This is a genomic window from Stenotrophomonas sp. 99219_Sma, from assembly GCF_056480785.1.
The window spans coordinates 190,673-216,140 of sequence record NZ_CM151117.1; the positions used below are offsets into that span (position 1 = coordinate 190,673).

Sequence of the window (25,468 nt, forward strand, 5' to 3'; positions counted from 1 at the left end):
GGCGGGGGCAACCCCGCCGTTTTTCTTTCTGTAGCGTCGAGCTTGCTCGACATTCTTCTGTAGAGCCGAGCCTACGCTCGGCTGCGATTCCCGCCCTTGTAGAGCCGAGCCATGCTCGGCTGCCTTTCGATGAAAAACCAGTCGAGCATGGCTCGACTCTACAAACAACGTTACGTCCCCACGTGCACCCGGTTCGCCTGCTCGGCCAGGCCCAGGTGATCCAGCGCGATATCCAGCGCCAGCACATAGCTCTGCGCGCCGTAACCAGCGGCGATGCCCAGGCGCTGGCCGACACCGGCCGGCAGGCACGGCTCGGCCACTGCACCGTCGTCATGCACTTCCACATAGGCGTTGTGCAGGTAGGGCAGCAGGCGCTGCAGGCGCAGGCTGTTGGCACACGCACCCGGATCCAGCAGGGTCACCTCGCCGCGACTGTGGTCGGCCACGCGCAGCGCGTCCAGCAGTTCCTGTTCCGAACCACAGGCACGGATCGCCACGCTGGTGCCGGCGTCGATCGCACGATGCACCAGTGACTTGAGTACCGGTGCCGGCAACGGCATTGCCGTGCGGATCAGCGCACCGGCCGCTTCCGGGCCACGGATGATGAAGATCGACATGGCTCAGCCCTCCTGTGCCAGACGGCGGCCGACAATGGCCAGCGACAATGGATACCCCGCCTGCTGGCTGCGCTGGTCCACCACCACCGCAGCAGGACCATGCTGCAGGCGCAGGCGCGCATCCAGGCCGGGTTCGCTGGGTGACTGCAGTTCGATGTACTGCGCCGGCAACCGTTCCAGCGCCGCCTGCAGCGCGCCGCCCTCGGCCTGCCATTGCGCCTCGTCGGCCACGCCGACATCCAGCAGCACCCAGTCGGCCGAGCGCGCCTGCGGCTGGCACAGGCACTGGCGCACTTCAGACAGGCTGGCGCAGTCGCTGCACAGCACGCGATGGCCGGCCAGCTGCGCCGGCAGCTGCGGACGCGGCGCCGACGAAGATGCGTGGCGGATCACCAGGAGGGTCATACAACACCTTGCGGAATGCGCCCTGTGGCGCGGTGGGCACACGATGCGCGCGGTGGCCGTAAAGGTGCGATGCCCGCGCCCGGGCCGGGGCGTAAAACCTGCGTAACCCGTGTCCGGCGCTACCGGGAACCTCCTGCGCCCGGATGTGGTCTGATAGCGCTACCACTTGCTCGGAGCCTGTCATGGATGCTGTTGCCCGCCCCCCGTTTTCCGAACGCGCGCTGGTCTGGCTGAAGAAGGAGGCGCTGCCGTTGCTGGTGATGCTTGGCCTGCTCGCCGCCGCCCGCGATACCCTCGCCAACCACTACGTGGTGCCCAGCGGCTCGATGCAGCCGACCCTGCAGCCCGGCGACCGGGTGGTGGTGGACATGCGCGCCTATGGCCTGCGCCTGCCGTTTACCGGCAAGGAACTGATGGCGACCGGCACCCCGCAGCGCGGCGAAGTGGCGGTATTCGACTCGCCGGCCGACGGCACCCGCCTGATCAAGCGCGTGGCTGCAGTGGCCGGTGATCATGTGCAGCTGCGCGAAGGCCATCTGAGCATCAACGGCCAGCCGCTGCAGACCGCCGACCTGCAGGACGTGGAAGCCTTCGGCGAGCGCCGTGCCCGCCTCGACCTGGACATGGGCGGCGGTCCGGACATCGCTGACCTGGTGGTGCCGGACGGCAAGGTACTGGTGCTGGGTGACCACCGCGGCAACAGCTTCGACGGTCGCTTCTTCGGCTTCGTTGACGCCGACAAGCTCTACGGCCGCGCCGTGGCGGTGTACTACCGTCGTGGCGACGGTTTCGAGTGGCAGCGTCTGTAAGCTGAATTGATACTTCTTATGTATCAATCCTGACCTATCAGGTTATGGATCGACTGGATGGACGGGCCTAGTCTGAGGCCCGTTCCCTCCCACGCTTGGCCGCCCCACCGGCCCATCGATCCCATGACTGGCGAAACCGCGGCGGCCGTCGAACGCCGCCCCCCCACTGTCGATCCCATCGCCGAGACCCGCATCCAGCAGGGCACACCGGCCTTCCGCCGCACCGCGCTCGCGTTGTTCCTGGCCGGTTTCTCCACCTTCGGCCTGCTCTACACGGTGCAGCCGCTGCTGCCGGAGTTCAGCCGTCATTTCGGCGTGTCCGCCGCCGGCAGCGCGATGTCGCTGTCGTTGACCACCGGCACGCTGGCAGTGGCGATGCTGCTGGCCGGCCTGCTCTCCGATGCGGTCGGCCGCCGTCCTTTGATGATCGCCGCGCTGCTGGCCTCGGCCACGCTGTCGCTGTGCACGGCACTGGTGGATGACTGGACCACGCTGCTGGTACTGCGCACCCTGCTCGGCCTGGCGTTGAGCGGCGTGCCGGCAGTGGCGATGACCTACCTGGTCGAGGAAATGGACAGCCGCGCGCTGGGCCTGGCGATGGGCCTGTACATCGGCGGCAACGCCATCGGTGGCATGAGCGGGCGCCTGCTGGCCGGCATCATCGCCGACCACTGGGGCTGGCGCTGGGGCATCGGCGTGGTTTCGATCATCGCCATCGCCAGTACCGTGCTGCTGTGGCTGCAGCTGCCGCCGTCGCGCCACTTCCACCCGCGCCGCGATGGCCTGCGCCAATTGCCGTCGCGCTGGCGCACGCTGTTCGCCGACCCGGGCCTGCCGTGGCTGTTCGCCACCTCGTTCGTGCTGATGGGCGTGTTCGTCACCCTCTACAACTATCTCGGCTATCACCTGCTGGCGCCGCCGTACCACCTCAGCCAGACCGTGGTCGGGCTGATCTTCAGCGTGTACCTGGTGGGTACCTTCAGTTCGGCGTGGATGGGCCAGCAGGCCACGCGCTACGGTCGCGGCCGCATCCTGTCGATCTCGTTCGCGTTGATCGGTGCCGGCATCGTGCTGCTGGCGATGCCGTGGCTGAGCGCGATGGCACTCGGTATCGCGCTGGTGACGTTCGGCTTCTTCGGCGGTCACTCGGTGGCCAGCAGCTGGGTCGGCAGCCGCGCCGGCGCGATGCGCGCCGAAGCCTCGGCGCTGTACCTGTTCGCCTACTACCTGGGTTCGAGCGTGCTCGGTGGTGTGGGTGGCCTGGCCTATGCAGCGTGGGACTGGCTGGGCGTGTGCCTGTTCGCCGCCGTGCTGACCCTGATCGGCGGTGGCATCGTCTGGGCGCTGCAGCAGCGCGCGCCCCTCAGCCGGTGACGGCGTGAACCTGCTCTGGTAGATGCCGACCTTGGTCGGCGCCGTGGCCGTGGGCCAACCAAGGTTGGCCGCTACCGGGTGAGTTGCGCCTCACCCTTCCGCGAACGCCTCGCGCAGCAGACCAGCAAAATTGCGGATCAGCGGCGTCACACCCTCGCGATGCCAGGCCAGCTGCACTTCCGAATGCGCACCGGCATCGGCCAGCGCTACGAAGCGCGCGCCTTCCACCCGGATGTGGTCGCAGGACGACGGCAGGATCGCTGCGCCCAGGCCTGCGGCGGCCAGACTGATCAGCGTCGATGCCTCGCCCGCCTCCTGCACGATGCGCGGGGTGAATCCCGCCGCCGCACACAGCGCGATCATGTGGTCGTGGATGCCGGCACCGGCACTGCGGCGGAACGCCACGAACGGCTCCTGGGCGAAATCACGCAGGGCCAATGTGCCCTGCTTCGAAAGGCGGCGCAGGGCAGGGTGGTCGGCGTGCACGATCAACGCCAGCGGATCGACGAACAGGCTGTGCGCCACCAGTTCCGGCGGCAGCGCACGCTTGCGGATGATGCCCACGTCCAGGCTGCCATCGAGCAGTGCATCGATCTGCTGCAGGGTGTTCATCTCGCTCAGCTGCAGCCGCACCTGCGGGTACTGCTGGCGGTAGCGCAGGATTGAACGCGGAATCTGCGGTGACAGTGGCGTGGCCCGGGTCAGGCCGATACGCAGTTCGCCCTGCTCGCCGCGCTGCGCGCGCTGCACCTCGTCCACCGCAGTCTCCACCTGCTGCACGATGGCGCGTGCACGTTCCTGCAGCAGCTCGCCCGCAGGCGTCAGCTGCACGCGGCGATGGCTGCGCACGAACAGGCGCGCACCAATCAGGTCTTCCAGCTGGCGGATCTGCTGGCTGAGCGGTGGCTGCGACATGCCCAGCCGCTCCGCCGCCTGTCCGAAGTGCAGCGTATCGGCAACGGCGAGGAAGTAACGCAGATGGCGGAGTTCGATGGACATGGGTCCAGTCTAGCCAGACCGGCACCGGGCTTGTCGCCTTCTTCGATCGCTTTTCCGCCAGTCGAGATCCTATGTTCGTGGTCAAGCCTGCTGGAAGCAGGCTTGACCCACCTTCAGCATGGCCGGATCGAAGTCCCGGCCGCTTTTGAAGACACCCCAGGCGATCCTGGCCAGCTTTCTGGCCAGGATGTTGAAGACGGCGGTGCTGGGGTGACCGCGTTTTGACAGCTCGTCGTAGAGCGGTTGCCCCCGACGACACCGCTTGAGCCCCATGGCGGCCATGTAGAGCATCTGGCGCAGCACTGGCGCGCCCTGTTTGGACAGCCTACGCCGTCCCGTTCTGCCGCCAGACTCGTTAGGCCGGGGATCCAGGCCGGTGCAGGCGATCCACGCGTTGGCGTTGGCCAACGGCCAGCGCGTCATGTAGTAGATCAGGTGAGCGGCGACGGCAGGGCCGACACCAGGGATGGTCAACAGGCGCTTGTAGAGCGTGCCATGCTCTCCATCGCGACCCAAGCGCTGCAGTTCGCTTTCCAGCTCGGACAGCGTCCCAGCCAGAGCGCAGAACAGATCTGACAGCTCCCCGGGGGCACTTTTGCTTACCCCGAAGGATTGCTCCAGGCGCGCGCGTGTCTTTACCAGCGTCTGCCGCTTGCGCAGCAAATCGTGCATCTGCTGCTGCTCGTCGGTACGCGGTACGTATTCACGCAGGCGATCGTTCTCCTTCTTCACGTACCGGGCGATCGCTTCGGCGTCCATGGCGTCCGTCTTGCCACGCGAGCCCGTCGCCCGGCCGTAGTGCTTGATCAGACGTGGATTGATCACATAGACAACGTGGCCTGCCTAGCCAGCCATCCGAGCCAACAACTCGTAGTACCGCCCCGTCGCCTCCATGCCAATCCGGCATCGCTGGGGCAAGGTGTTGAGCCACTGGGCTATGCCGGCCCGGGTGTTGGCGATCCTGTCGCCGGCCTTGCGGTCGGCCACTGCCGGTACGAACTCCTTGGAGTCCACGTCCACGCCAATATCGAGAGAATCAGACATTTGTACGGCTCCCAGCTATCTTTAAGGGGCTGGGGTGGTACCGCACCGACGTTAGCTTGCCTACATCGACGATCCCCTTTGGGGGCCGTACGATCCTTTATCGACGTTCGTGTGCGGGATGGGGATCGCTCGACTCGTCTGTCGGCTAGTATCCGCAGATGCATGCTTGACGGTCCCTCCACCCTGGCTCCTACATACCGCGTAGGAGCCGGGAGGAACATACAAGCATGGCTCGACTCTACAAAATCCGGTTTCGATCATTTGCAGCGGGGGTCAGAGCCCATTGCGCAGCAACGGGATCCGACCCCGACAGATCGCGGGAATCTGTCAGAGGCGGGACGGCGTGGGTGGGCAGGACCGTTGGCGCCATGGATGGCGCCATCGAGCCCCCATGGACGGGTTTACGGCGTGTCCTGCCCACCCACGCCGCCCCGCCATCCCACGGATAGCCCGCTGTTGCCGTTGCTTCGGCTTCGGCAGGTGCAGGGCGCAGCCCTGCCGCACACCCTCACCGCTCGGAATGCCCGCTCTGGTCGTAATCGCGCGGGCTGAACAACTCCGGCTGGATCAGCTCGATGAACGCCCGCGCCTGCGCCGACAACGCCTTGCCCCGGCGCACGATCACCCCGTAACTGCGTTCCGGGAACCAGCGCTTCATCGACCGCGCCGCCAGCCGCTCGCGATCGGCCTCGTTCAGGCACAGCGCCGGCACGATGGAAATACCCATGCCCATCGCCACGTACTGCTTGATCACCTCCCAGCCACCCACTTCCAATGCCACGGTGTAGGCGATGCGGTGGCGCTGGAACACCTGGTCCACCAGGCGGTAGGTGATCTGCCGCTTCGGCGGCAGCACCAGCGGATAGCGCGCGATGTCGGCCAGCTCCAGCTCGCCGCCACTGGCCAGCGGATGGTCGTGCGGCGCGATCAGCACCTGCTCGAAGCGGTAGGCCGGGGCGTAGCTGAGGTCGGCCGGCACGTCTGTCATCGAACCGATCGCCAGGTCGGCCGCGTCCTCGCGTAGCAGGTCGGTGCCGTCGGCACTGATCGCGTTGTGCAGGGTCAGGCGCACGTCGGGATGGTGCAGGCGGAAGCGTTCGACGATCTTCGGCAGCAAGTACAGGATGGTCGAGCTGTTGGCGGCGATGTTCAGCTCGCCCGCGTCCAGGCCGCGCACCTTGTCGCGGAAGCGCGCCTCCAGCCCGTCCAGGCTCTCTACCAGTGGCTGCGCCATCTCGTACAGCAGCTGGCCCTCGCGGCTGGGCACCAGGCGGCGCCCGCTGCGCTCGAACAACGGCACCCCCAGCTCTCGCTCCAAGGCCTGCAACTGCAGGCTGATGGCCGGCTGGCTGACGAAAAGCGCCTCAGCCGCCCGTGAGACCGAGCCCAGGCGCACGGTCTGGCAGAACGCGCGCAGCGGCTTCAACCGGTCGGATTTGTAAGAAAAACGCGGACTTGGCGGGGGGCGTGTGCTCATCGTGTCACAAGTATTAGCACAACTTATGTAGAGCATTGCAAAAACTGTTTTGCCAAATACTCGGCGCCGACGGCACCGTGGAGGCGTTCCCCCACCGCTGGAGTCGCCCCATGTCCGCCGTCGCTTCCGCTGTTCCCACCCCCGCCAGCAAGGCCACCCCCGGCATCGCCCTGGCGACCCGCGTGGCCGGCCAGGACACCCTGCTGCCGGCGCCGCTGCTGGCCCTGCTGGTGTCGCTGCACCGTGCGGTGGAACCGGGCCGGCAGGCACGGCTGCAGGCGCGCCGCGTGCGCCAGGCGTTCTTCGACCAGGGCGGCCTGCCGGACTTCCGCGAGGACACCGCCGCGATCCGCAGCGGCGACTGGCGTGTTGCCCCGCTGCCGGCGGCGCTGCAGGACCGCCGTGTCGAGATCACCGGCCCGACCGACCCGAAGATGGTCATCAACGCGCTGAACTCCGGCGCCAAGGTGTTCATGGCCGACTTCGAGGATTCGACCTCGCCGACCTGGCGCAACCTGCTGGCCGGGCAGCAGTCGCTGGCCGCCGCGGTGCGTGGCGATCTCGAGTACACCGCACCGGCATCCAACGGGAAGGCCGGCAAGCACTACACCTTGCGCCCGTTCGACGAACAGGCGGTGCTGATCGTACGCCCGCGCGGCTGGCACCTGGACGAGAAGCACGTGCGCATCGATGGCCAGTTCATCGCTGGTGGCCTGTTCGACGCGGCGGTGTTCGCCTTCCACAACGCCCGCACCCTGCAGGCCAAGGATCGCGGCCCGTACTTCTACCTGCCCAAGCTGCAGAGCATGGAAGAGGCGGCGCTGTGGGAGACCGCGCTGTCGCACATCGAAGGCATGCTCGGCCTGCCGCACGGCCAGATCAAGGTGACCGTGCTGATCGAAACGCTGCCGGCGGTGTTCGAGATGGACGAGATCCTGCACGCGCTGCGTGACCGCATCGTCGGCCTGAACTGCGGGCGCTGGGACTACATTTTTTCGTACCTGAAGACCTTCCGCCGCCATGCCGACCGCGTGCTGCCCGAACGCGGCCAGGTGACCATGACCCAGCCGTTCCTGAAGGCGTATTCGGAGCTGTTGATCCAGACCTGCCATCGCCGCGGTGCGCATGCGATGGGCGGCATGGCTGCGCAGATTCCGATCAACAACGATGCCGCTGCCAACGAGCAGGCGATGGCCCGCGTGCGTGCTGACAAGCTGCGCGAGGTCACTGCCGGCCACGACGGTACCTGGGTGGCGCACCCGGCGCTGATTCCGGTGGCGATGGTGATCTTCGACGAACACATGCCCACCGCGAACCAGCACAGCGTGCTGCGCCAGGATGTGCGCGTCGGCCGCGACGAACTGATCGCGCGGCCGACGGGCACCATCACCCGTGCCGGCTTTGAGGGCAACGTGGAAGTCTGCGTGCGCTATCTGGCGGCGTGGCTGGATGGCAACGGCTGCGTGCCGATCCACCACCTGATGGAGGACGCGGCCACCGCCGAGATCAGCCGCAGCCAGCTGTGGCAGTGGCTGCATACGCCGGGCCAGCAGCTGGACGATGGCACTGCGATCGACCTGGCGCTGCTGGATTCCACCCTCTCGCAGCTGCCGGCACGGCTGGGCGATACCGCCGCGCTGCCCGGTGGCGCGCGCATCAGCGAGGCCATCGCCCTGCTCGGCGAACTGAGCCGCAGCGAAGAGCTCACCGATTTCCTGACCCTGCCGGCCTACGCGCGCATCGACTGATCGCCGACCGCGTTTCCTGCCGTTTCCCTCCCCGCTGCACGCACGAACCGAACTGGAGAAAGACATGAGCAAGCTGCCCACTGCCGAACAGATCCAGCACGACTGGGATACCAACCCGCGTTGGGAAGGCATCCAGCGCAACTACAGCGCCGCTGACGTGGTGCGCCTGCGCGGCACCGTCCACATCGAGCATTCGCTGGCCCGCCTGGGTGCGGAGAAGCTGTGGGCGTCGCTGCATGAGCGCGAGTTCGTCAACGCGCTGGGTGCATTGACCGGCAACCAGGCCATGCAGCAGGTCAAGGCGGGCCTGAAGGCGATCTACCTGTCCGGTTGGCAGGTGGCGGCCGACGCCAACCTGGCCGGGCAGATGTACCCGGACCAGTCGCTGTACCCGGCCGATTCGGTGCCGGCGGTAGTCAAGCGCATCAACAACACGCTGCTGCGCGCCGACCAGCTGCACCACGCCGAAGGCAAGGACGACATCGACTTCCTGCAGCCGATCGTGGCCGATGCGGAAGCCGGTTTCGGCGGCGTGCTCAATGCGTTCGAACTGATGAAGGCGATGATCGAGGCCGGTGCCGCTGGCGTGCACTTCGAAGACCAGCTGGCCTCGGTGAAGAAGTGCGGCCACATGGGCGGCAAGGTGCTGGTGCCGACCCGCGAGGCCATCGAGAAGCTCAACGCCGCGCGCCTGGCCGCCGACGTGCTGGGCGTGCCGACCCTGCTGGTGGCGCGTACCGATGCCGAGGCCGCGGATCTGCTGACCAGCGACATCGATGGCAACGACAAGCCGTTCGCCACCGGCGAGCGCACCGTGGAAGGCTTCTACAAGACCCGTAATGGCCTGGACCAGGCGATCAGCCGCGGCCTGGCCTATGCGCCCTATGCCGACCTGGTGTGGTGCGAGACCGGCAAGCCGGACCTGGAATTCGCACGCAAGTTCGCCGAGGCGATCCATGCGAAGTTCCCCGGCAAGCTGCTGGCCTATAACTGCTCGCCCAGCTTCAACTGGAAGAAGAACCTGGACGACGCCACCATCGCCAAGTTCCAGAAGGAGCTGGGCAGCTACGGCTACAAGTTCCAGTTCATCACCCTGGCCGGCTTCCATGCGCTGAACTACGGCATGTTCAATCTGGCCCACGGCTATGCACGTCGACAGATGAGCGCGTTCGTGGAACTACAGGAAGCCGAGTTTGAAGCGGCCGAGCGCGGCTTCACTGCGGTCAAGCATCAGCGTGAGGTTGGCACCGGCTACTTCGATGCGGTGACCCAGGCGATCCAGCAGGGCCAGTCGTCGACCACCGCATTGACCGGTTCGACCGAGGAAGAGCAGTTCCACGGCGGGCGCAGCGAACGCGCGGCGTGATGCGGTAGTGCCGGCCGCTGGCCGGCAACCGCGTGATCCTTCGGGCACCACAGGGAAGCCGGCCAGCGGCCGGCGCTACCGAAGCTTCGGAATCCGATCAGGGTGGCCAGGGAAGGGCCAGACAACGCCGGCCGGTCGGGGGACCTGCCGGCGTTGTTGTATCGATGCAAGGGAGCAGCGCGCAGCCAGCGTCAATCAGGCGCACCCCCGCGTGCCGGCAACTTGGCCGAAAGCCTGTGAAATCCAGCATCGGATTGATCCAGCAGGGGTTTTGCCCGGACACCCGTGACCAGAACGGGCCACCACCGATCTTCACATCAATCAAGATCGGCAGACGGGTCAAAATGAGATAGGGCGCACACTTTAAAGCGGTGCTATGCTCCGCGGCTCACCAGGGGACGCTGGCGGCGGGTGCAGGGAATGACCGGCAGGGGTGCGGCCGAGAACAGTGATGTGACGTCAGGTATCGCCCGGGTGGCGATGGCCGAGATCGTGCACGCGCTGCTTTCCGCTGCCGAGGTTGCATTGTTCGCCAGATTTGCCCGTCCATGCAAGCTTCATGCCGGACAGTGGTTGTTCCAGCGTGGCCATCGCGGCGAACGGATGTATGTGATCCTCCAAGGCCAGATCGAACTGGACTTCGGAGAGGACCTGGTGATCAAGACGCTCGGCCAGCATGAGTTCTTCGGTGAGCTTGGCCTGCTGGTCGGCGATCACCTGCGCAGCGCCAGTGCACGCGCGCTGGCCGACTGTGAAGTACTGGAGCTGGGCCCGGCCGACTTCCATCGCCTGGTGGAATCCGATCCCGGCCTGGTCGCCTACTTCCTGCGCCGTACGATCATGCGCGTGCTGACCAATGAGCAGGCGCTGATCAGCCAGCTGCGCCGGCGCAACCACGATCTGGAAACCGCGCTGGACAACCTGTACATCACCACCCACCAGTTGACCCACACCCGTGAACTGGTACGTACCGATGAACTGACCGGGCTGCACAACCGTCGTGGCCTCACCCTGTACCTGCAGGAATGCCGCGCCGATGGCGAAGGGTTGCCGCAGGCACTGCTGCTGATCGACTGCGACCGCTTCAAGCAGATCAATGATCGCCACGGCCACCAGGCCGGCGACCGTGTACTGCAGAGCATGGGCAACATCCTGCGCTCGATGGCCGGTGAGCAGGACCTGGCCTGCCGCCTCGGCGGCGATGAGTTCTGCCTGATCCTGCGCCGTGGCAACCATGAGATCGTGCAGCACGCGGCCGAGTTCATCCTCAGCGCGGTGCATGGCCTGCTCGAACGCAGTCATGGCACGCCGCACGTCAGCCTGGTCAGCATCGGTGCCAGCCTGCTGGCGCCGGAGGCGGGCTGGAGCGAGTGGTACGCCAACGCGGATCGCGCGCTGTACCAGGCCAAGCGCGATGGTGGCAACTGCCTGCGCTGGGTGGATGCAGCGGACATACCTTGATCGGGAGAGACCGGCGATGAATGGCGACAACGGAACGTCGACGCCGCACAACCAGCAACTACGTGCGTTGCTGTTCACCGATTTGTGTGATTCGCTGCTGCTGGTCGAACGCATCGGCGATGTTGCTGCCGCCGAGCTGTTCCAGGAACACGACCGCTTGGTGCTGGCGCTGCAGCAGCGCTGGCACGGCCAGCTGATCGACCGCTCCGACGGATTGTTCATGCTGTTCGAGCGCCCGATTGATGCGCTCGGATTCGCCCTGGATTACCAGCGTGGCCTGCAGCCGCTGGGGCAGGCGCGTGATCTCCGACTGCAGGCGCGGGCTGGGTTGCACGTGGGTGAGGTCATCCTGTGGAACAACAGCTCGGAATCGATCGCGCTTGGAGCCAAGGCTGTGGAGGTGGAGGGCCTGGCCAAGCCGATGGCCGCGCGCCTGATGCAGTTGGCTCCCCCCGGACAACTGCTGATGTCGGCGGCTGCTGAATCGGTGGTGCGCCGTGCAGCGACGGAGCTGGGTGAACTGGGCGGTCGCCTGCAGTGGAGGTCATTCGGTCGCTGGCGCTTTCGCGGTGTGGCGCAAGCGATGGAAGTGCTGGGCGTGGCGGTGGCGGGGAAGGGCATGCTTTCCCGGCCGCGTGCCAGCGACAAGGCACGCCCTGATGTTCCGGTCTGGCGGCGTCCGCTGGCGATGGCCGCGCAGGCGGCCCTGATTGTCTCTGTCGGGCTGGGCCTGTGGCTGCTGGCCCGGCCACAGCCGGCGATTGCCTTCGCCGAACGCGACTGGGTGGTGATGGCCGATGCGCGCAACCTGACCGATAACCCGGTCCTGGACGACGCCCTGAACCAGGCGTTGCGCATCGGGCTTGAGCAGTCGCGTTACGTAAACGTGATCAGCGACATGAAGGCGCGCGACACCATGGCGCGCATGTTGATGCCAGAAAACACCGAGATCGATCGTGCCGCCGCTGTCCAGATCGCAATGCGCGATGGCGCGCGCGCGGTACTCGATCCCTCGATCCGTGAGGTACACGGCCAGCTGCGTGTGGCCGTCGATGTCGTCAATCCTGCCACTGGCGAGACCGTCTACTCGGTTTATTCCGATGGCAAAGGCCTGCCTTCCGCGCTGACCTCCAGTGACCAAGTGGTGGTGCAATTGCGATCGCGGTTGGGCGAAGCGATGGCGCAGATCGGCAAGACATCGGCACCGTTGCCGCAGGTGGCAACAGCCAACCTCGACGCACTGCATGCCTACGCACGCGGACAGCTTGCCTATGGCCGCGGACAGACCGAGTCGTCATTGAAATTTTTCCAGATCGCAACGCGCATCGATCCCGACTTCGCCATGGCCTATGTCGGGCAGATGCGATCGATGTTCAGCCAGGGCCAGCTGGAGGACGCGCGCGGTTTGCTGACCAAGGTCAGGACGCTGCGTCATCGGCTGAGCACGCGTGAGGGCCTGTATCTGGATGCATGGCAGGTGGAGCTGGAGTCCGGTTCTGAATCCGCCGCTGGCGAGGCCTGGAAGGTACTGGCCGATCTGTATCCGGATCATCACGGGGCCAGCGTCAACCATGGTCTGGCCGAGTTCGTGCTGGGCCACTACGAAAAGGCGGAGCAGGCCGTTGCCCATGCCAACGTGGAGCAGAACCCGTTGCGCAGCGTGACGCTGGAGCTGCTCGGGCGCATCCAGTTGGCACGGGGAAAGGTCGATGAGGCGGTAGCAACGCTGCATCGTGCCATGCAGCTCGCCGAAGGTCGCCCGAACCGGCAGCTGGTTGCGGCGCTGGCCGTGTCCGGGCGAAATGCAGAGGCCAGTGCAGTGCTGGCGCGGTTGCCGGAGAACGGGCCGGGACGGTGGCTGGAAGGGACTTCACTGGCCATTGATGAGGGGCGATTCGAGGAGGCGTTGGCAGCCTCGGTCGCGTCCGCAGGCCGGTGCAATGGCGGTCCCTTCGTATGTGATCTGCTGGGCACGGTCAATTTGGCTGTTCACGCCGCGGCGGCTCGATGCGTAGCGCCACGCGACTTCTCAACGCAGGCCAGCGCGCTGCTGCGGAATGCGGCACGCCCCGAAAACGGTGAACGCGGACAGTATCTGTATTTCGCTGCGGCCAGCTTGTATGCGGCACAGCGCTTGGGCCTGCAATCCTCGATCGGCCGGCAGGTGGCCGAGCTTGACGTATTGGCGGCCGACGCCGTCGACCCACGTGCGCGCCAGTTGGCGGCGGTGGTCAAGGCCAATGCGTTGCATCTGTCCGGTGACAGCGCGCAGGCAATCAAGATGCTGCAGGCGATGGTTGATGGCAGCGAGCTGTTCCAGGTCCACAGCGTGCTGGCAGCGGCCTACGCCGCACAGGGCGCGATACAGGAGCAGCAGTCGCAGCTGGACTGGATGCGTCGGCACCGCGGGCGCGCCTATACCGAATTCGCAGGCTCGTCCGTGTTGCAGGCATTGAATGTAGGCGACAGCCAGCGTGGGCCATCACGCCCGGGATGCGCCCTCTCACCGGACGCATCCTGAGCGATCAGCACCAAGGTCAGGGCGTCGGTGCCTGCGAACCGTCGATGAAGCAATGCGGATGGCTGAACACCGCGCGCTCGGTCAGCTGCTGCACCAGATTGTCGCGTGCAGCGGCCAGATCTTCATTGGAGGCCAGGTCGGCGGACAGCATGCAGCCCTGCGCGGCGGCACCCGCCTCGACACTGATCTGCTGCAGGGCTGTTGCCGGGTCCTGCTTGAATGCTGTGCGGAAGTCTGCGTCGGTGGTGAGCAGATCAAGCAGCGTGGTGGCGTCAGCGAGGGACAGTGGGGATTTGCGGTTGGTCATGAGCGTGGGATCCAAGGAGACAGGGAAGGTCGAACAAGTGGCGCGTGCCTTTGACCGTAGTCATAGCGGCGCGGATCGATGGGTCTTGAACGCGGTACTGGGCCATACTTACCCAGCTCCACCGGCAGCACATTGCCGGAATCCCATTTGCCACAGGAACGTCGATGACCTCTTCGCGGTACCGCCGATGCCACGCGCTGGCTGTTGTTCCCGATGAACAACCATCGTTCTCCCTGAACAGCCTGCTGGCTGGTGGAACCGGTGTGGAGTTCGTGCAGCAGTTGCAGGTGCGTGCTGCCCATCTCGATCAGCCTGTGACGCTCGATGCCGACGCTTGTGCGTTGCTGTTGCAGACCAGCGCCGAGCGCTGGCAGGTCTTGCCGGATGACCTGCAGAACCGCGCCCGAGTGGCATCGCTGCTGGAGGCGGGGTTGCTCATCGCCGAGAAGGGCGCGCCCGAGGCGGCGCGACAGGCTGACCAGCGTGTTCGCGACGGACACTGGTGGGCCTTGTCAGCCATCCATCATCGCCATTCCCGCTGGGCGGGCGTAGACAGTGCCGGCGATATGGAGAAGCACCGGATGGTGACCGCACAGGACCTGGTGCAGCAGCTCGGCAAGCCACCGGCCGAAGCCCCGGTGCGGCAGCCGGGTGCCATCGCTCTGCCGGTCGCGGCACCCGATGCCGTGGCACAGCTGTTGGCTGCACGTACCACCTGCCGCAACTACGCCGAGGACAAGCCTCTATCGCTGGAGATGCTGGCGGGCATGATGCAGCACGTGCTGATGGCGCAGGCACAGGTAGAAACCGAACCCGGCGTGCGCTTCCTGAAGAAGAACGTACCGTCCGCGGGTAGCCTGCATCCGCTGGAAGCGTACGTGATTGCGCGCAAGGTCGATGGCCTGCAGCCTGGGTTGTATCACTACCATGCTGTGGCTCACGAGCTGGCACGGCAACAGGCACAGCCCGCCCAGCTGGACGATTTCTGCCTGCGCCTGTTGTCGGGCCAGCACTGGTTCGCTTCGGCCCACGCCATGGTGGTGCTGGTCTGCCGTTTCGGTCGCAACTTCTGGAAGTACCGCAACCACGCCAAGGCCTATCGCGCCGTTAGCCTGGATGTCGGCCATGTGTCGCAGGCACTGTATACAGCGGCCACGGCCAATGGCTTGGGCGGCTTCGTCACCGCGGCGATCAATGAGACGGAGATCGAGTCGCTGCTGGGGTTCGACCCGATGGTCGACGGCGCAATGGCGGTGTGCGGATTCGGTTGGCGTGCGCAGAGCATGACCACGGCGGAGCTGGACCCTGCGGGGCATGTCTGGAAGCGCGAGGCCCGCGATTGAACAAGCCCGGCAGGGCGCTGGAGTACCCAGCGCCCCTTGTCGGGTGCATTACTGGATGATGCGGTGGACGTGACCGGCTTCGAAGGTGAAGACCACGGTCATGGATGCGCGGTGGCTGGAGAGATAGTTCACCAGGGCATCGCGGGCCTGGCTCAGCTCTTCCTTGCTGGCCAGCTTGCCGGTGCTCAGGCAGGGCGGCACCTGCGCCATCGAGTCGAATGCCAGGCCGATCTGCCGGCAGGCCTGCAGCGGGTTCCTGCTGAACTGCGCACGGAACACATCATCGCTGCACAGGCGGTCGAGCAGGGCAATGGCGGTTTGCGGCTCAAAGCGCGGCGACTCGGTGGTGGTGTGTTCGCTGGAGAACCGGGTACGAGTGGATGGCAACATCGAATCTACCTCTGAAGTGGATTGAGGGGCGTTCAAGCGGCCTGCGGTACGGCGGAGTGGTGCACGCTTCCCTGCAGATGCCCGGATTCGAACATGAAGGGGACAGTGAATGCGGCGCGCTGGGCCAGGAGCGCGGCGATCTGCTGGCGCACCTGTTGGAACTCTTCCTTGCTGGCCAGGACGTTGTGGATGGCGCAGGGGCTTGTGCCGGACTGTGCCTGCAGCCCATGCCGCGCCATCGCAGCGCCGGCATCGGCTGTGAACTCTGCGCGGAAGGCGTCGTCAGAACACAGCAGGTCGAGCAGCCGACCGGCATTGACAGTGGTCATCGGGGACTTTGCGGACATCGCAAACACTCCTTGTGGGTCAATGTCCGCCGATTAAACCACGTGTGACTACCGCGAGCGTGCCGCAGCGCAGCGTCAAGCAAGGCGCGCCGAGCCGGTACAGGCCAGTGGTCCTGCTGGGCATGGCACCGTGGTTCCAGAAACGTTGGAAGAGCGCACCGGAGATGCCAGCTTGACGTTCCTGCGACACAGTTTCAGGGCGGTGTCCAGGTCGGAGGCGTCGTCGGCGACCTGGCCCATCGAGCACGAATTTGGCCTAGATCCGCGTTCCGAGGGCGTCCTCGCCGTATGCGGTTTTGGCTGGCGCGCCCCGACCATAACCACGACCGAACTGGACCCGGCAGGTGTGATCTGGAATCCCGAGGACCGCGCGGTCTGAACCCACGCGGCCCCCGCCACGTCACGCCGCTTCGAAGTCCACCAGCACCGCACCATCACCCACCTGGTCGCCGGCCTTGGCGCGGTAGCCCTTCACCGTGCCGTCTGCCGGTGCCTGCAGGGTGTGCTCCATCTTCATCGCTTCCAGCACCACCAGCGGCGTGCCGCGCTTGACCTCGGTGCCGGCCGCGACCAGTGTCGCGACGATCCTGCCCGGCATCGGCGCCAGCAGGCTGCCGGCATCGGCCACGGCGTGGTCCGATTCGCCCACCGGATCGTGCAGGGTGAAGCGGTGCTGGCCATCGGCGCCGAACAGATACAGCTGGTCGCCTTCGCGCAGTAGCTGCAACGACCAGCGGCGCTCGCCCAGCAGCACGGTCAGATGCTGCGCATCGGCCGTGCCAAGCACCTGCACCGGCGCGGCGTCATCGCACTGCACGCGCCAGCCATCGGTCTGCGTCCACACCTTCAGCGTGTGCTTGCGTTCGCCCTGCTGCAGCGGCAGCACGCGCGGTGCCGATGCGCCAAGGCGCCAGCCGTCCTGGGCCTGCCACGGCGAATGCGGATCGCGCGCGTCGGTGCTGGCGCCGCCCGTGCTTGCAACCGCAGCCACCGCAGCCAGCTGCCACAGGGCATCATCCGTGTCGCCCACTGCACTCAATGCCGCCTGCTCGCGCTCGATAAGCGCGGTGTCCAGCTTGGCCTGCGCGAACGAATCGGTGTTCACCAGGCGGCGCAGGAAGCCGGCATTGGTGGTCACGCCCACCACCTGGCAGTCCGCCAGCGCCTGGCTCATGCGGCGCAGGGCGGCATCGCGGTCCACGTCCCAGACGATCAGCTTGGCAATCATCGGATCGTAGTACGGGGTGATGCTGTCGCCTTCCTCCACGCCGGTATCCACGCGCACATGGGCCGACGGGGTCGGCAGGCGCAGGCGGCGCAGGGTGCCGGTGGAGGGCAGGAAGCCCCGGTCGGCATCTTCGGCATACAGGCGCGCTTCGATGGCGTGGCCGTGGATCGCCAGCTGTTCCTGGCGCAGCGGCAGCGGCTGGCCCGAGGCCACGCGCAGCTGCCACTCCACCAGGTCGGTGCCGGTGATGTACTCGGTCACCGGGTGCTCGACCTGCAGGCGGGTGTTCATTTCCATGAAGTAGAAATCGCCGTCCGGGCCGGCGATGAACTCCACCGTGCCGGCACCGACGTAGCCCACCGCGCGCGCGGCATCGACTGCCGCCTTGCCCATTGCAGCACGACGTTCTGCGCTCATGCCCGGCGCCGGCGCCTCTTCCAGCACCTTCTGGTGGCGGCGCTGCACCGAGCAGTCGCGCTCGAACAGATAGACCGCCTCACCGTGGCTGTCGCCGAACACCTGGATCTCGATATGGCGTGGGCGCTCGACGTACTTCTCGACCAGCACATGGTCGTTGCCGAACGCCGAGGCCGCCTCGCGCTGGCAGCTGGCCAGCGCATCGACGAAGTCCTCGCTGCGTTCGACCTTGCGCATGCCCTTGCCACCGCCACCGGCGCTGGCCTTGATCAGCACCGGGTAGCCGATGCCATCGGCCTGCGCGCGCAGGAAGTCCGGCGCCTGCTGGTCGCCGTGGTAGCCCGGCGTCAGCGGTACACCGGCCTTGGCCATCAGCGCCTTGGCCGCGCTCTTGTCGCCCATCGCGCGGATGGCGCTGGCCGGCGGCCCGATGAAGGTGATGCCGGCGGCGGCGCAGGCATCGGCGAAGTCGGCGTTCTCGGACAGGAAGCCGTAGCCGGGGTGGATCGCCTGCGCGCCGGTCAGGCGTGCGGCGTCGAGCAGGGCATCGCTGCGCAGGTAGCTCTCACGTGCGGCGGCAGGACCAATGTGGATGGCTTCGTCGGCCAGCCGCACGTGGCGTGCGTTGCGGTCGGCATCGGAATACACCGCCACGGTGGCGATGCCGAGGCGGCGGCAGGTGGCGATGACGCGGCAGGCGATCTCGCCGCGGTTGGCGATCAGGACTTTGGTGAACATGGCAACAGGCTCGGTCATGGCACGGGTTACATGCGGAACACGCCGAAGCGCGTCTGCTGCGGGGCGGCGTTGAGGCTGGCCGACAGCGCCAGGGCGAGCACGCGGCGGGTGTCGGCCGGATCGATCACGCCGTCATCCCACAGGCGCGCGCTGGCGTAGTACGGATGGCCCTGCTGCTCGAACTGGTCGCGGATCGGTGCCTTGAATGCATCTTCCTCCACTGCCGGCCACTGGCCGCCCTTGGCTTCGATGCCATCGCGCTTGACCGTGGCCAGCACGCTGGCGGCCTGTTCGCCGCCCATCACGCCGATGCGCGCGTTCGGCCACATCCACAGGAAGTTCGGCGAGTATGCGCGGCCGCACATGCCGTAGTTGCCGGCACCGAACGAACCACCGATGACCACGGTGAACTTGGGCACCTTGGCGCAGGCCACGGCCATCACCAGCTTGGCGCCGTCCTTGGCGATGCCGCCCTGTTCGTACTTGCGGCCGACCATGAAGCCGGTAATGTTCTGCAGGAACACCAGCGGGATGTTGCGCTGGGTGCACAGCTCGATGAAGTGCGCGCCCTTCAGTGCCGACTCGGAGAACAGGATGCCGTTGTTGGCGATGATGCCGATCGGGTAGCCGTTCAGATGCGCAAAGCCGGTCACCAGCGTTGCGCCGTAGCGCGGCTTGAATTCATCGAAACGCGAACCATCGACCAGGCGCGCGATCACTTCGCGCACGTCGTAGGGCTTGCGCGTATCGGCCGGGATCACCCCGTACAGTTCGTGTGCCGGCAGCAGTGGTTCCTCGTTGGCCTGCACCGCCATCGCCGGTTCCGGCTTGCGCCAGTTCAACTGCGCGATGATCGCGCGCACCCGCGCCAGTGCCTGCAGGTCGTTGTCGGCCATGTGGTCGGCCACGCCGGAAATGCGCGTGTGCACATCGGCACCGCCGAGTTCCTCGGCCGTCACCACTTCACCGGTGGCCGCCTTCACCAGCGGTGGGCCGCCGAGGAAGATCGTGCCCTGCTCGCGCACGATCACCGTCTCATCGCTCATCGCCGGCACATAGGCGCCGCCGGCGGTGCAGCTACCCATCACGCAGGCAATCTGCGGGATGCCCTGCGCGGACAGGTTGGCCTGGTTGTAGAAGATGCGGCCGAAATGATCGCGGTCGGGGAACACCTCGTCCTGCAGCGGCAGGAAGGCGCCACCGGAATCGACCAGGTAGATGCAGGGCAGGTGGTTCTGCTCGGCGATCTCCTGCGCGCGCAGGTGCTTCTTCACCGTCAACGGGTAGTAGGTGCCGCCCTTCACCGTGGCGTCGTTGGCCACGATCACGCATTCCACGCCGCTGACGCGGCCGATGCCGGCCACCACGCCCGCGGCGGGCACGGCGTCTTCGTACATGCCGTGCGCGGCCAGCGGCGCGATTTCCAGGAAGGCGCTGCCGGGATCGAGCAGGGCGTCGATGCGGTCGCGCACCAGCAGCTTGCCGCGTGCGGTGTGCTTGGCGCGCGCGGCTTCGCTGCCGCCCAGCGCGGTGCGGGCGAGGGTGGCATGCAGGTCGTCGACCACGGCCTGCATGGCGGCGCGGTTGCTTTCAAACGTTTCGCTGCCCGGTTGCAGCTGGCTGTTCAGGACGGTCATCGCGTTGGCCTTACAGGGTGCGCTGGAACAGTTCGCGGCCGATCAGCATGCGGCGGATCTCCGAGGTGCCGGCGCCGATTTCATACAGCTTGGCGTCGCGCCACAAACGGCCGGTCGGGTACTCGTTGATGTAGCCGTTGCCACCGAGGATCTGGATCGCCTGGCCGGTCAGCCAGGTGGCCTTCTCGGCGGCGTACAGAATGGCACCGGCGGCATCCTGGCGGGTGGTGCGGCCCTGGTCGCAGGCGCGCGCGACGGCATAGACGTAGGCGCGGCACGCGCCCAGGCCCACGTACATGTCGGCGATCTTGGCCTGGATCAGCTGGAAGCTGCCGATCGGTTCGCCGAACTGGTGGCGCTCGTGCACATAGGGCATGACCACGTCCATGGCCGCGGCCATCAGGCCCAGCGGGCCACCGGACAGCACCACGCGCTCGTAATCCAGGCCGGACATCAACACGCGCACGCCACCACCGACCTGGCCCAGCACGTTTTCTTCGGGAATCTCGCAGTCCTGGAACACCAGCTCGCAGGTGGGCGAGGAGCGCATGCCCAGCTTGTCCAGCTTCTGCGCGGTGGAGAAGCCCTTCATGCCCTTCTCGACCAGGAACGCGGTGATGCCCTTGGCACCCGCTTCCATGTCGGTCTTGGCATAGACCACCAGCACGTCGGCGTCCGGGCCGTTGGTGATCCACATCTTGTTGCCGTTGAGCACGTAGCGGTCACCGCGCTTGTCGGCGCGCAGCTTCATCGACACCACGTCCGAACCGGCACCCGGCTCGCTCATCGCCAGCGCGCCGACCAGGCTGCCGTTGCACAGGCCGGGCAGGAAGCGCTGCTTCTGTTCTTCGTTGCCGTTCTTGCGTAGCTGGTTCACGCACAGGTTGGAGTGCGCGCCATAGGACAGGCCGATGCCGCCGGAGGCACGCGAGATTTCTTCCATCGCCACCACATGGGCCAGGTAACCCATGCCGGTGCCGCCGTATTCTTCTTCCACGGTGAGGCCGAGCAGGCCCTGTTCGCCCAGCTTCGGCCACAGGGCCAGCGGGAACTGGTTGCTGGCATCGGCCTCGGCGGCCAGCGGTGCGACCTCGGCGGCGGCAAAATGGGCCACGCTCTGGCGCAGCAGGTCGATGTCTTCGCCAAGATCGAAGTTCAGGGATGGCACGTGCATTGTGGTGGCTCCACGGCGGGATGGCAGGAAATGGACGCACCCGGCGGGGGAGCGGGCGGCGGTCTGCAGGACCGCTGCCCGCACGGGCGATTGGACCCCAGCGTAGCGGGGTTCGGGTAAGAAGTGAATACAAATTCAAAAATTGAAACTAGAATCAAAACATGGCCTACAAACGCTCTGCACTGATGGAAGAACGCCTGGCCGGGGCCCGTGAACGGATCCTGCTGGCCACCCGTGAGCTGGTCGCCACCGGCGGCTGGCGCAATGCCCCGGTGACCGCCGTGGCGACCCAGGCGGGGGTGTCCACCGGCCTGATCTACCGCCACTTCCCGTCCAAGGCCGAGCTGTTCGTGGAGGTGCTCAACGCCGCGGTGGCCCACGAGGTCGCGATCATGGAGCGCATCGCCAGCGGCCCGGAGGTGGCCAGCGAGCGCCTGCGGTTGGCGATCACCGCCTTCGTCCGCCGCGCCCTGGCCGGGCCGGGGCTGGCGCATGCCTTCATCGTCGAACCGGTCGACCCGGACGTGGAAGCCGAGCGCATGCGTGGTCGTCGTGCCTTCGGCGACGTGTTCCTGCGGCTGGTGGAGGAGGGCGTGGCCGCCGGTGAGCTGCCGGCGCAGGACGCGCATGTGGCCGCCGCCTGCCTGGTCGGCGCCTTCACCGAGGCGATGGTCGGCCCGACCGCGCCCAGCCGCGAAGCACACCGCGACGAAGACGCACTGGTGGATGCGATCTGCAGCTTCTGCCTGCGCGCGATCGGCGCCCGGTAATCCGGTAGCGCCGGCCGCTGGCCGGCTTCTGCACGATCCATCCGGCGGGCTGGCGATGCCGGGCAGCGGCCGGCACTACCGGGTCCGAATGCTGCGCCGCACCAGCAGTGACGCCTGTTGTCGCACGCAAAGCGCGTTCTATACTCGGTCCATCACGCAGTCGCTCAGCCGTGGTCCAACGACTATCAGCCAGGGGTAACGAAGAGTGCGGAATTACGATCTGGAGTTCCTGAAACGCTTCTCCATGGTGATCGCGCTGCTGGCGACCATCACCCTCGGCCTCATCCTCCTTGCCGCTTACATCCACACCCGGATTCCGCCCGAGGTGTCGCCGACCGCGGCCAAGCGCACCGAACAGCGCATCTCGCCCACCGGCGCGGTCTATGCCGGCAGCACCGGCGCCGCCGCGCAGGCTGCGGCCAAGGCCGCCGCGCTGGCCAAGGCCGCCTCGCAGGTGGCCTACGGCGGCACCAAGGACGGCAAGGTCATCTTCGACAACCTGTGCACCGCCTGCCACACCACCGGCGTGGGCATGGCGCCGACGCTGGACCATTCGCACTGGGACAAGCGCATCGCACAGGGCAAGGACACTCTCTACAAGCACGCCATCGAGGGCTATACCGGTCCGGATGGCGGCATCATGCCGCCCAAGGGCGGCAACCCGGCGCTGACCGAGGAACAGATCCACGCCACCGTGGACTGGATGCTGGGCAACCTGAAGTAACCGGTAGTGCCGGCCGCTGGCCGGCAACCACGCATGGCACGAAGGTCATGAGGTTGCCGGCCAGCGGCCGGCACGACCCAGGCTTTGCCCACCAAGGTCAAAACCCTGCCCGCAGGCGGGGTTTTGCATTTCAGGGTTAGTCTGTGCGCCTCTTCCATGGAGTCGCCCGTCGATGCGCCGCCGTTCCCTCGCCCTTGCCCTGTCCCTGCTGCTGCCGGCCGGCGCCTTTGCCCAGGCCCAGCCGCAGGCCGCACCGGTCGCGTCGCCGTCCGCCGCGCGCAGCAGCGCCACCGTGGTGCTGACCACCGCACCGGCCGACTGGCGTGCGCTGGATGGCCAGCGCGTGCGCATCGCCGCACCGCTCACCCTGGCCGGCACCGATGGCCTGGAGCGCTTTGGGCAGCTCACCGTGGCCTTCGATGGCCGCCTCTGGCAGCCGACCGAAGTGGCCGCGCCGGGTACTGCCGGCTATGAGCAGGTGATGGCCGACAACCAGCGCCGCCGCCTGCTGCTGGACGACGGCAGCGAAGCCCGCGACCCGGCCAGCGTGGCCTACCTGCCAGCCAACCCGGTGCTGCGCACCGGCATGCAGCTGCGCAATGTGGAAGGTGTCGTGCACGTGGATGCACAGGGCCGTCCGCGCCTGCAGGTCGAGGGTGCACTCACGTTGCCCGAGCTGAAGCGTCCGGCGGTGCCGACGGTGCCGGGCAGCCTGCATATCGCTGCATTCAACCTGGAGAACTTCTTCAATGGCGATGGCCAGGGCGGTGGCTTCCCGACCCTGCGCGGCGCGCGCACGCTGGAAGAGCACAAGGCGCAGGTCGGCAAGCTGGTGGCCACGGTCAACGCGCTCGGTGCCGACATCGCCGCGTTGATGGAACTGGAAAACGATGGCTATGGCCCGCAGTCGGCCATCGCCGAACTGGTCAGCGCCCTCAACGCCGGTCTTGCCGCCGACAAGCAGTGGGCCTTCGTCGATGCCGGCGAGGGGCCGGGCAGCAACCCGATCCGGGTTGGCATCATCTATCGCAGGAGCGCGTTCAAGCCGCTGGGCAAGCCGTTGACCAGAACCGACGGTCCGTTCGCCGAACACAGCCGCGCACCGCTGGCGCAGGCCTTCCAGGGCAAGGGCGCACCGTTCATGGTGGTCGCCAACCATTTCAAGTCCAAGGGCTGCCGTGATGCCAGCGGCGGCGATGCCGACCGCAACGATGGCCAGGGTTGCTGGAATGCCACCCGGGTGGAATCGGCAAAGCAGTTGAACCAGTGGGTGCAGGCCGAAGCTGGCCGCCTGAAGGTGAAGGACGTGGTGCTGCTGGGCGATTTCAACGCCTACGCGATGGAAGACCCGATCCGCACCCTGCATGACCTGGGCTGGCAGGACGCATTCAAGGTCGCGCAGGTCGAGCATCCTTACAGCTACGTCTACAACGGCTATACCGGCCGCCTCGACCATGCGCTGCTGAGCCCGGGCATGGCCCAGCGCCTGCGCGGTGCCGCCGAGTGGCACAGCAATGCCGACGAACAGGACGCCAGCGGCTACCAGGGCCGCAACGTGCAGGGCCCGTGGCGCAGTTCCGACCACGATCCGCTGCTGCTGGGCTTCGATAAATAACGCCCAGCGCCGGGTCGGATCCCATTCCAACGAAATGGGCTCTGACCCCGAGGCCGGGCTCAGCCCCAGGCGATCAATCCAATCGCCAGCACCGCCAGCGCCAGCCCGGCGCGGTTCCACTTCGTGGTGGCCTCGCCGAAGGCGAACACGCCCACCAGCGCGCCCAGCACCACCACGCCGATGTTCATGCCGGCGAACACGGTGGCCGGGCTCTCCGGCATGGACTGATGCGCGTGCACATAGAAAAGAATGTTGCCGCCGTTGAGCAGGCCCAGCAGCGCGCCCGCACCGAGGTTGCGCCAGGCCAACCGGCTGCGGCCACTGGCGTGCCGCCACAGCTGAAGTGCCAGCATCAGCACGAAGGCCACGCTGAAGCTGGCCAGCACCGCCGCCATCGACGGCGTGCCGGACAGCGCCACCTGCTTGAGCAGCACGTCGACCACCGCGAACCCGGCCCAGACGCCCAGCAGCCAGCCCCAGCCGCCGGGTGAGGACGCCACCGCCGGGCCGCGCGGGCGCAGGCTGATCGCCACCATCGCCAGCAGGCCCAGGCCGAGACCGGCGAGCTTCCACGGCGTCGCAGTCTGGCCGAAGAACAGGAAGGCGGCGGCCAAAGACAGCAGCAACGACAAGCGCTGCGCCACGTCGCTGCGGACGATGCCGGCCACCGCCACCGCGCGGCCCAGCACCAGGAAGATCGATGGCAGCACCACCGCCAGTGCCAGCAGCGACAGCCACGGGGCATGTGGCGCGCGCAGTGCGTCCAGCGGCGGCTGCAGCACCACGGCGGTGAGCGTTGCCGCCACCAGATAGTTCCAGGTGACCATCTGCGAAACATCCAGCTGGCGGCGTCCGGCCACCTTCAACAACACCGAAACCAGCACGCTGCAGATCACGGCCAAGGACAGGTAGAGCATGGGGCGGGCACAGGGCAGGGGCAGGGGACGGTATCATGGT

Annotated in this window: 23 protein-coding genes and 1 pseudogene; 11 read left to right on the forward strand and 13 right to left on the reverse strand. The window is 66.8% G+C overall.

Translation table 11 applies throughout. From position 1 onward, the window contains the following. Positions 1-170: 170 nt before the first annotated feature. Entirely contained in the window at positions 171-617 is a 447-nt protein-coding gene (locus ACZK13_RS00820) for a 3-dehydroquinate dehydratase (protein ID WP_004153636.1), read from the reverse strand. Between the two features lie 3 nt (positions 618-620). Beyond that, on the reverse strand, positions 621-1,022 hold the full coding sequence (locus ACZK13_RS00825) for a hypothetical protein (RefSeq protein ID WP_021203742.1): 402 nt from the start codon (positions 1,020-1,022) through the stop codon (positions 621-623). Positions 1,023-1,204: 182 nt separating this feature from the next. Here ACZK13_RS00825 and lepB point away from each other — a divergent pair, with 182 nt between their 5' ends. Together lepB and ACZK13_RS00835 are read left to right on the forward strand one after the other, a co-directional pair. Beyond that, on the forward strand, positions 1,205-1,831 hold the full coding sequence (gene lepB, locus ACZK13_RS00830) for a signal peptidase I (RefSeq protein ID WP_253145736.1): 627 nt from the start codon (positions 1,205-1,207) through the stop codon (positions 1,829-1,831). A 123-nt stretch (positions 1,832-1,954) separates the two neighbouring features. Beyond that, complete coding sequence (locus ACZK13_RS00835) at positions 1,955-3,205, forward strand: MFS transporter (protein ID WP_478482150.1); 1,251 nt, start codon at positions 1,955-1,957, stop codon at positions 3,203-3,205. 90 nt (positions 3,206-3,295) lie between these two features. Here the strand turns inward: ACZK13_RS00835 and ACZK13_RS00840 are convergent, their stop codons facing one another. The 4 genes from ACZK13_RS00840 to ACZK13_RS00855 all read right to left on the reverse strand — a co-directional run bounded on the left by ACZK13_RS00840 (position 3,296) and on the right by ACZK13_RS00855 (position 6,725). Continuing rightward, positions 3,296-4,204: a LysR family transcriptional regulator gene (locus ACZK13_RS00840; protein WP_253145741.1), complete on the reverse strand. Its 909-nt coding sequence runs from the start codon at positions 4,202-4,204 to the stop codon at positions 3,296-3,298. An 81-nt stretch (positions 4,205-4,285) separates the two neighbouring features. After that, on the reverse strand, positions 4,286-5,029 hold the full coding sequence (locus tag ACZK13_RS00845; RefSeq protein WP_478482153.1) for an IS110 family transposase: 744 nt from the start codon (positions 5,027-5,029) through the stop codon (positions 4,286-4,288). An 18-nt stretch (positions 5,030-5,047) separates the two neighbouring features. Then, a complete protein-coding gene (locus tag ACZK13_RS00850) occupies positions 5,048-5,248 on the reverse strand; it encodes a hypothetical protein (protein ID WP_049459104.1) in 201 nt (66 codons plus the stop codon). A 508-nt stretch (positions 5,249-5,756) separates the two neighbouring features. Continuing rightward, positions 5,757-6,725 carry a LysR family transcriptional regulator gene (locus ACZK13_RS00855; protein WP_253145778.1) on the reverse strand — a complete coding sequence of 323 codons (969 nt, stop codon included), beginning with the start codon at positions 6,723-6,725 and terminating at the stop codon, positions 5,757-5,759. Positions 6,726-6,835: 110 nt separating this feature from the next. On the opposite strand from ACZK13_RS00855, the gene aceB reads away from it, so the two are divergent. The 4 genes from aceB to ACZK13_RS00875 all read left to right on the forward strand — a co-directional run bounded on the left by aceB (position 6,836) and on the right by ACZK13_RS00875 (position 13,821). Then, positions 6,836-8,473, forward strand: coding sequence for a malate synthase A (aceB, locus tag ACZK13_RS00860; RefSeq protein WP_253145769.1), 1,638 nt, complete (start codon positions 6,836-6,838; stop codon positions 8,471-8,473). A 64-nt stretch (positions 8,474-8,537) separates the two neighbouring features. Then, entirely contained in the window at positions 8,538-9,839 is a 1,302-nt protein-coding gene (gene aceA / locus ACZK13_RS00865; protein ID WP_004135729.1) for an isocitrate lyase, read from the forward strand. A 420-nt stretch (positions 9,840-10,259) separates the two neighbouring features. Then, positions 10,260-11,300, forward strand: coding sequence for a GGDEF domain-containing protein (locus tag ACZK13_RS00870; RefSeq protein ID WP_253145767.1), 1,041 nt, complete (start codon positions 10,260-10,262; stop codon positions 11,298-11,300). Between the two features lie 16 nt (positions 11,301-11,316). Continuing rightward, the gene (locus tag ACZK13_RS00875) at positions 11,317-13,821 is read left to right on the forward strand and encodes a putative peptide modification system cyclase (RefSeq protein WP_253145766.1); all 2,505 of its coding nucleotides are present in this window, start codon (positions 11,317-11,319) and stop codon (positions 13,819-13,821) included. Positions 13,822-13,837: 16 nt separating this feature from the next. Here ACZK13_RS00875 and ACZK13_RS00880 read toward each other — a convergent pair whose 3' ends face one another. Beyond that, the gene (locus ACZK13_RS00880) at positions 13,838-14,128 is read right to left on the reverse strand and encodes an NHLP-related RiPP peptide (protein WP_012509741.1); all 291 of its coding nucleotides are present in this window, start codon (positions 14,126-14,128) and stop codon (positions 13,838-13,840) included. Positions 14,129-14,292: 164 nt separating this feature from the next. On the opposite strand from ACZK13_RS00880, the gene ACZK13_RS00885 reads away from it, so the two are divergent. Beyond that, positions 14,293-15,471, forward strand: a complete 1,179-nt coding sequence (locus ACZK13_RS00885; protein ID WP_125895447.1) for a putative peptide maturation dehydrogenase — start codon at positions 14,293-14,295, stop codon at positions 15,469-15,471. A 48-nt stretch (positions 15,472-15,519) separates the two neighbouring features. Here ACZK13_RS00885 and ACZK13_RS00890 read toward each other — a convergent pair whose 3' ends face one another. Then, entirely contained in the window at positions 15,520-15,861 is a 342-nt protein-coding gene (locus ACZK13_RS00890) for an NHLP-related RiPP peptide (RefSeq protein WP_080355176.1), read from the reverse strand. Positions 15,862-15,893: 32 nt separating this feature from the next. Further along, the gene (locus tag ACZK13_RS00895) at positions 15,894-16,208 is read right to left on the reverse strand and encodes an NHLP-related RiPP peptide (protein ID WP_125895448.1); all 315 of its coding nucleotides are present in this window, start codon (positions 16,206-16,208) and stop codon (positions 15,894-15,896) included. Between the two features lie 238 nt (positions 16,209-16,446). Here ACZK13_RS00895 and ACZK13_RS00900 point away from each other — a divergent pair. Beyond that, positions 16,447-16,587: pseudogene (locus tag ACZK13_RS00900) on the forward strand (putative peptide maturation dehydrogenase); the annotation flags it as partial. Positions 16,588-16,608: 21 nt separating this feature from the next. On the opposite strand, the gene ACZK13_RS00905 reads toward ACZK13_RS00900, so the two are convergent. The 3 genes from ACZK13_RS00905 to ACZK13_RS00915 are packed head-to-tail and all read right to left on the reverse strand — an operon-like array spanning position 16,609 to position 21,402. Then, positions 16,609-18,591 (reverse strand): acetyl/propionyl/methylcrotonyl-CoA carboxylase subunit alpha, encoded by a 1,983-nt coding sequence (locus tag ACZK13_RS00905; protein WP_253145763.1) that lies wholly within the window; start codon positions 18,589-18,591, stop codon positions 16,609-16,611. A gap of 26 nt (positions 18,592-18,617) precedes the next feature. After that, a complete protein-coding gene (locus ACZK13_RS00910; RefSeq protein ID WP_478482156.1) occupies positions 18,618-20,228 on the reverse strand; it encodes a carboxyl transferase domain-containing protein in 1,611 nt (536 codons plus the stop codon). A 10-nt stretch (positions 20,229-20,238) separates the two neighbouring features. Continuing rightward, positions 20,239-21,402, reverse strand: a complete 1,164-nt coding sequence (locus ACZK13_RS00915) for an isovaleryl-CoA dehydrogenase (protein WP_014645571.1) — start codon at positions 21,400-21,402, stop codon at positions 20,239-20,241. 161 nt (positions 21,403-21,563) lie between these two features. Here ACZK13_RS00915 and ACZK13_RS00920 point away from each other — a divergent pair, with 161 nt between their 5' ends. The 3 genes from ACZK13_RS00920 to ACZK13_RS00930 all read left to right on the forward strand — a co-directional run bounded on the left by ACZK13_RS00920 (position 21,564) and on the right by ACZK13_RS00930 (position 24,511). Next, on the forward strand, positions 21,564-22,172 hold the full coding sequence (locus tag ACZK13_RS00920) for a TetR/AcrR family transcriptional regulator (protein WP_005407661.1): 609 nt from the start codon (positions 21,564-21,566) through the stop codon (positions 22,170-22,172). Between the two features lie 205 nt (positions 22,173-22,377). Continuing rightward, positions 22,378-22,896, forward strand: coding sequence for a c-type cytochrome (locus tag ACZK13_RS00925; protein WP_005407662.1), 519 nt, complete (start codon positions 22,378-22,380; stop codon positions 22,894-22,896). Between the two features lie 172 nt (positions 22,897-23,068). Next, positions 23,069-24,511, forward strand: coding sequence for an ExeM/NucH family extracellular endonuclease (locus ACZK13_RS00930; protein ID WP_049400583.1), 1,443 nt, complete (start codon positions 23,069-23,071; stop codon positions 24,509-24,511). Positions 24,512-24,570: 59 nt separating this feature from the next. Here ACZK13_RS00930 and ACZK13_RS00935 read toward each other — a convergent pair whose 3' ends face one another. Next, the gene (locus ACZK13_RS00935; protein ID WP_032128214.1) at positions 24,571-25,428 is read right to left on the reverse strand and encodes an EamA family transporter; all 858 of its coding nucleotides are present in this window, start codon (positions 25,426-25,428) and stop codon (positions 24,571-24,573) included. Between the last annotated feature and the right edge of the window lie 40 nt (positions 25,429-25,468).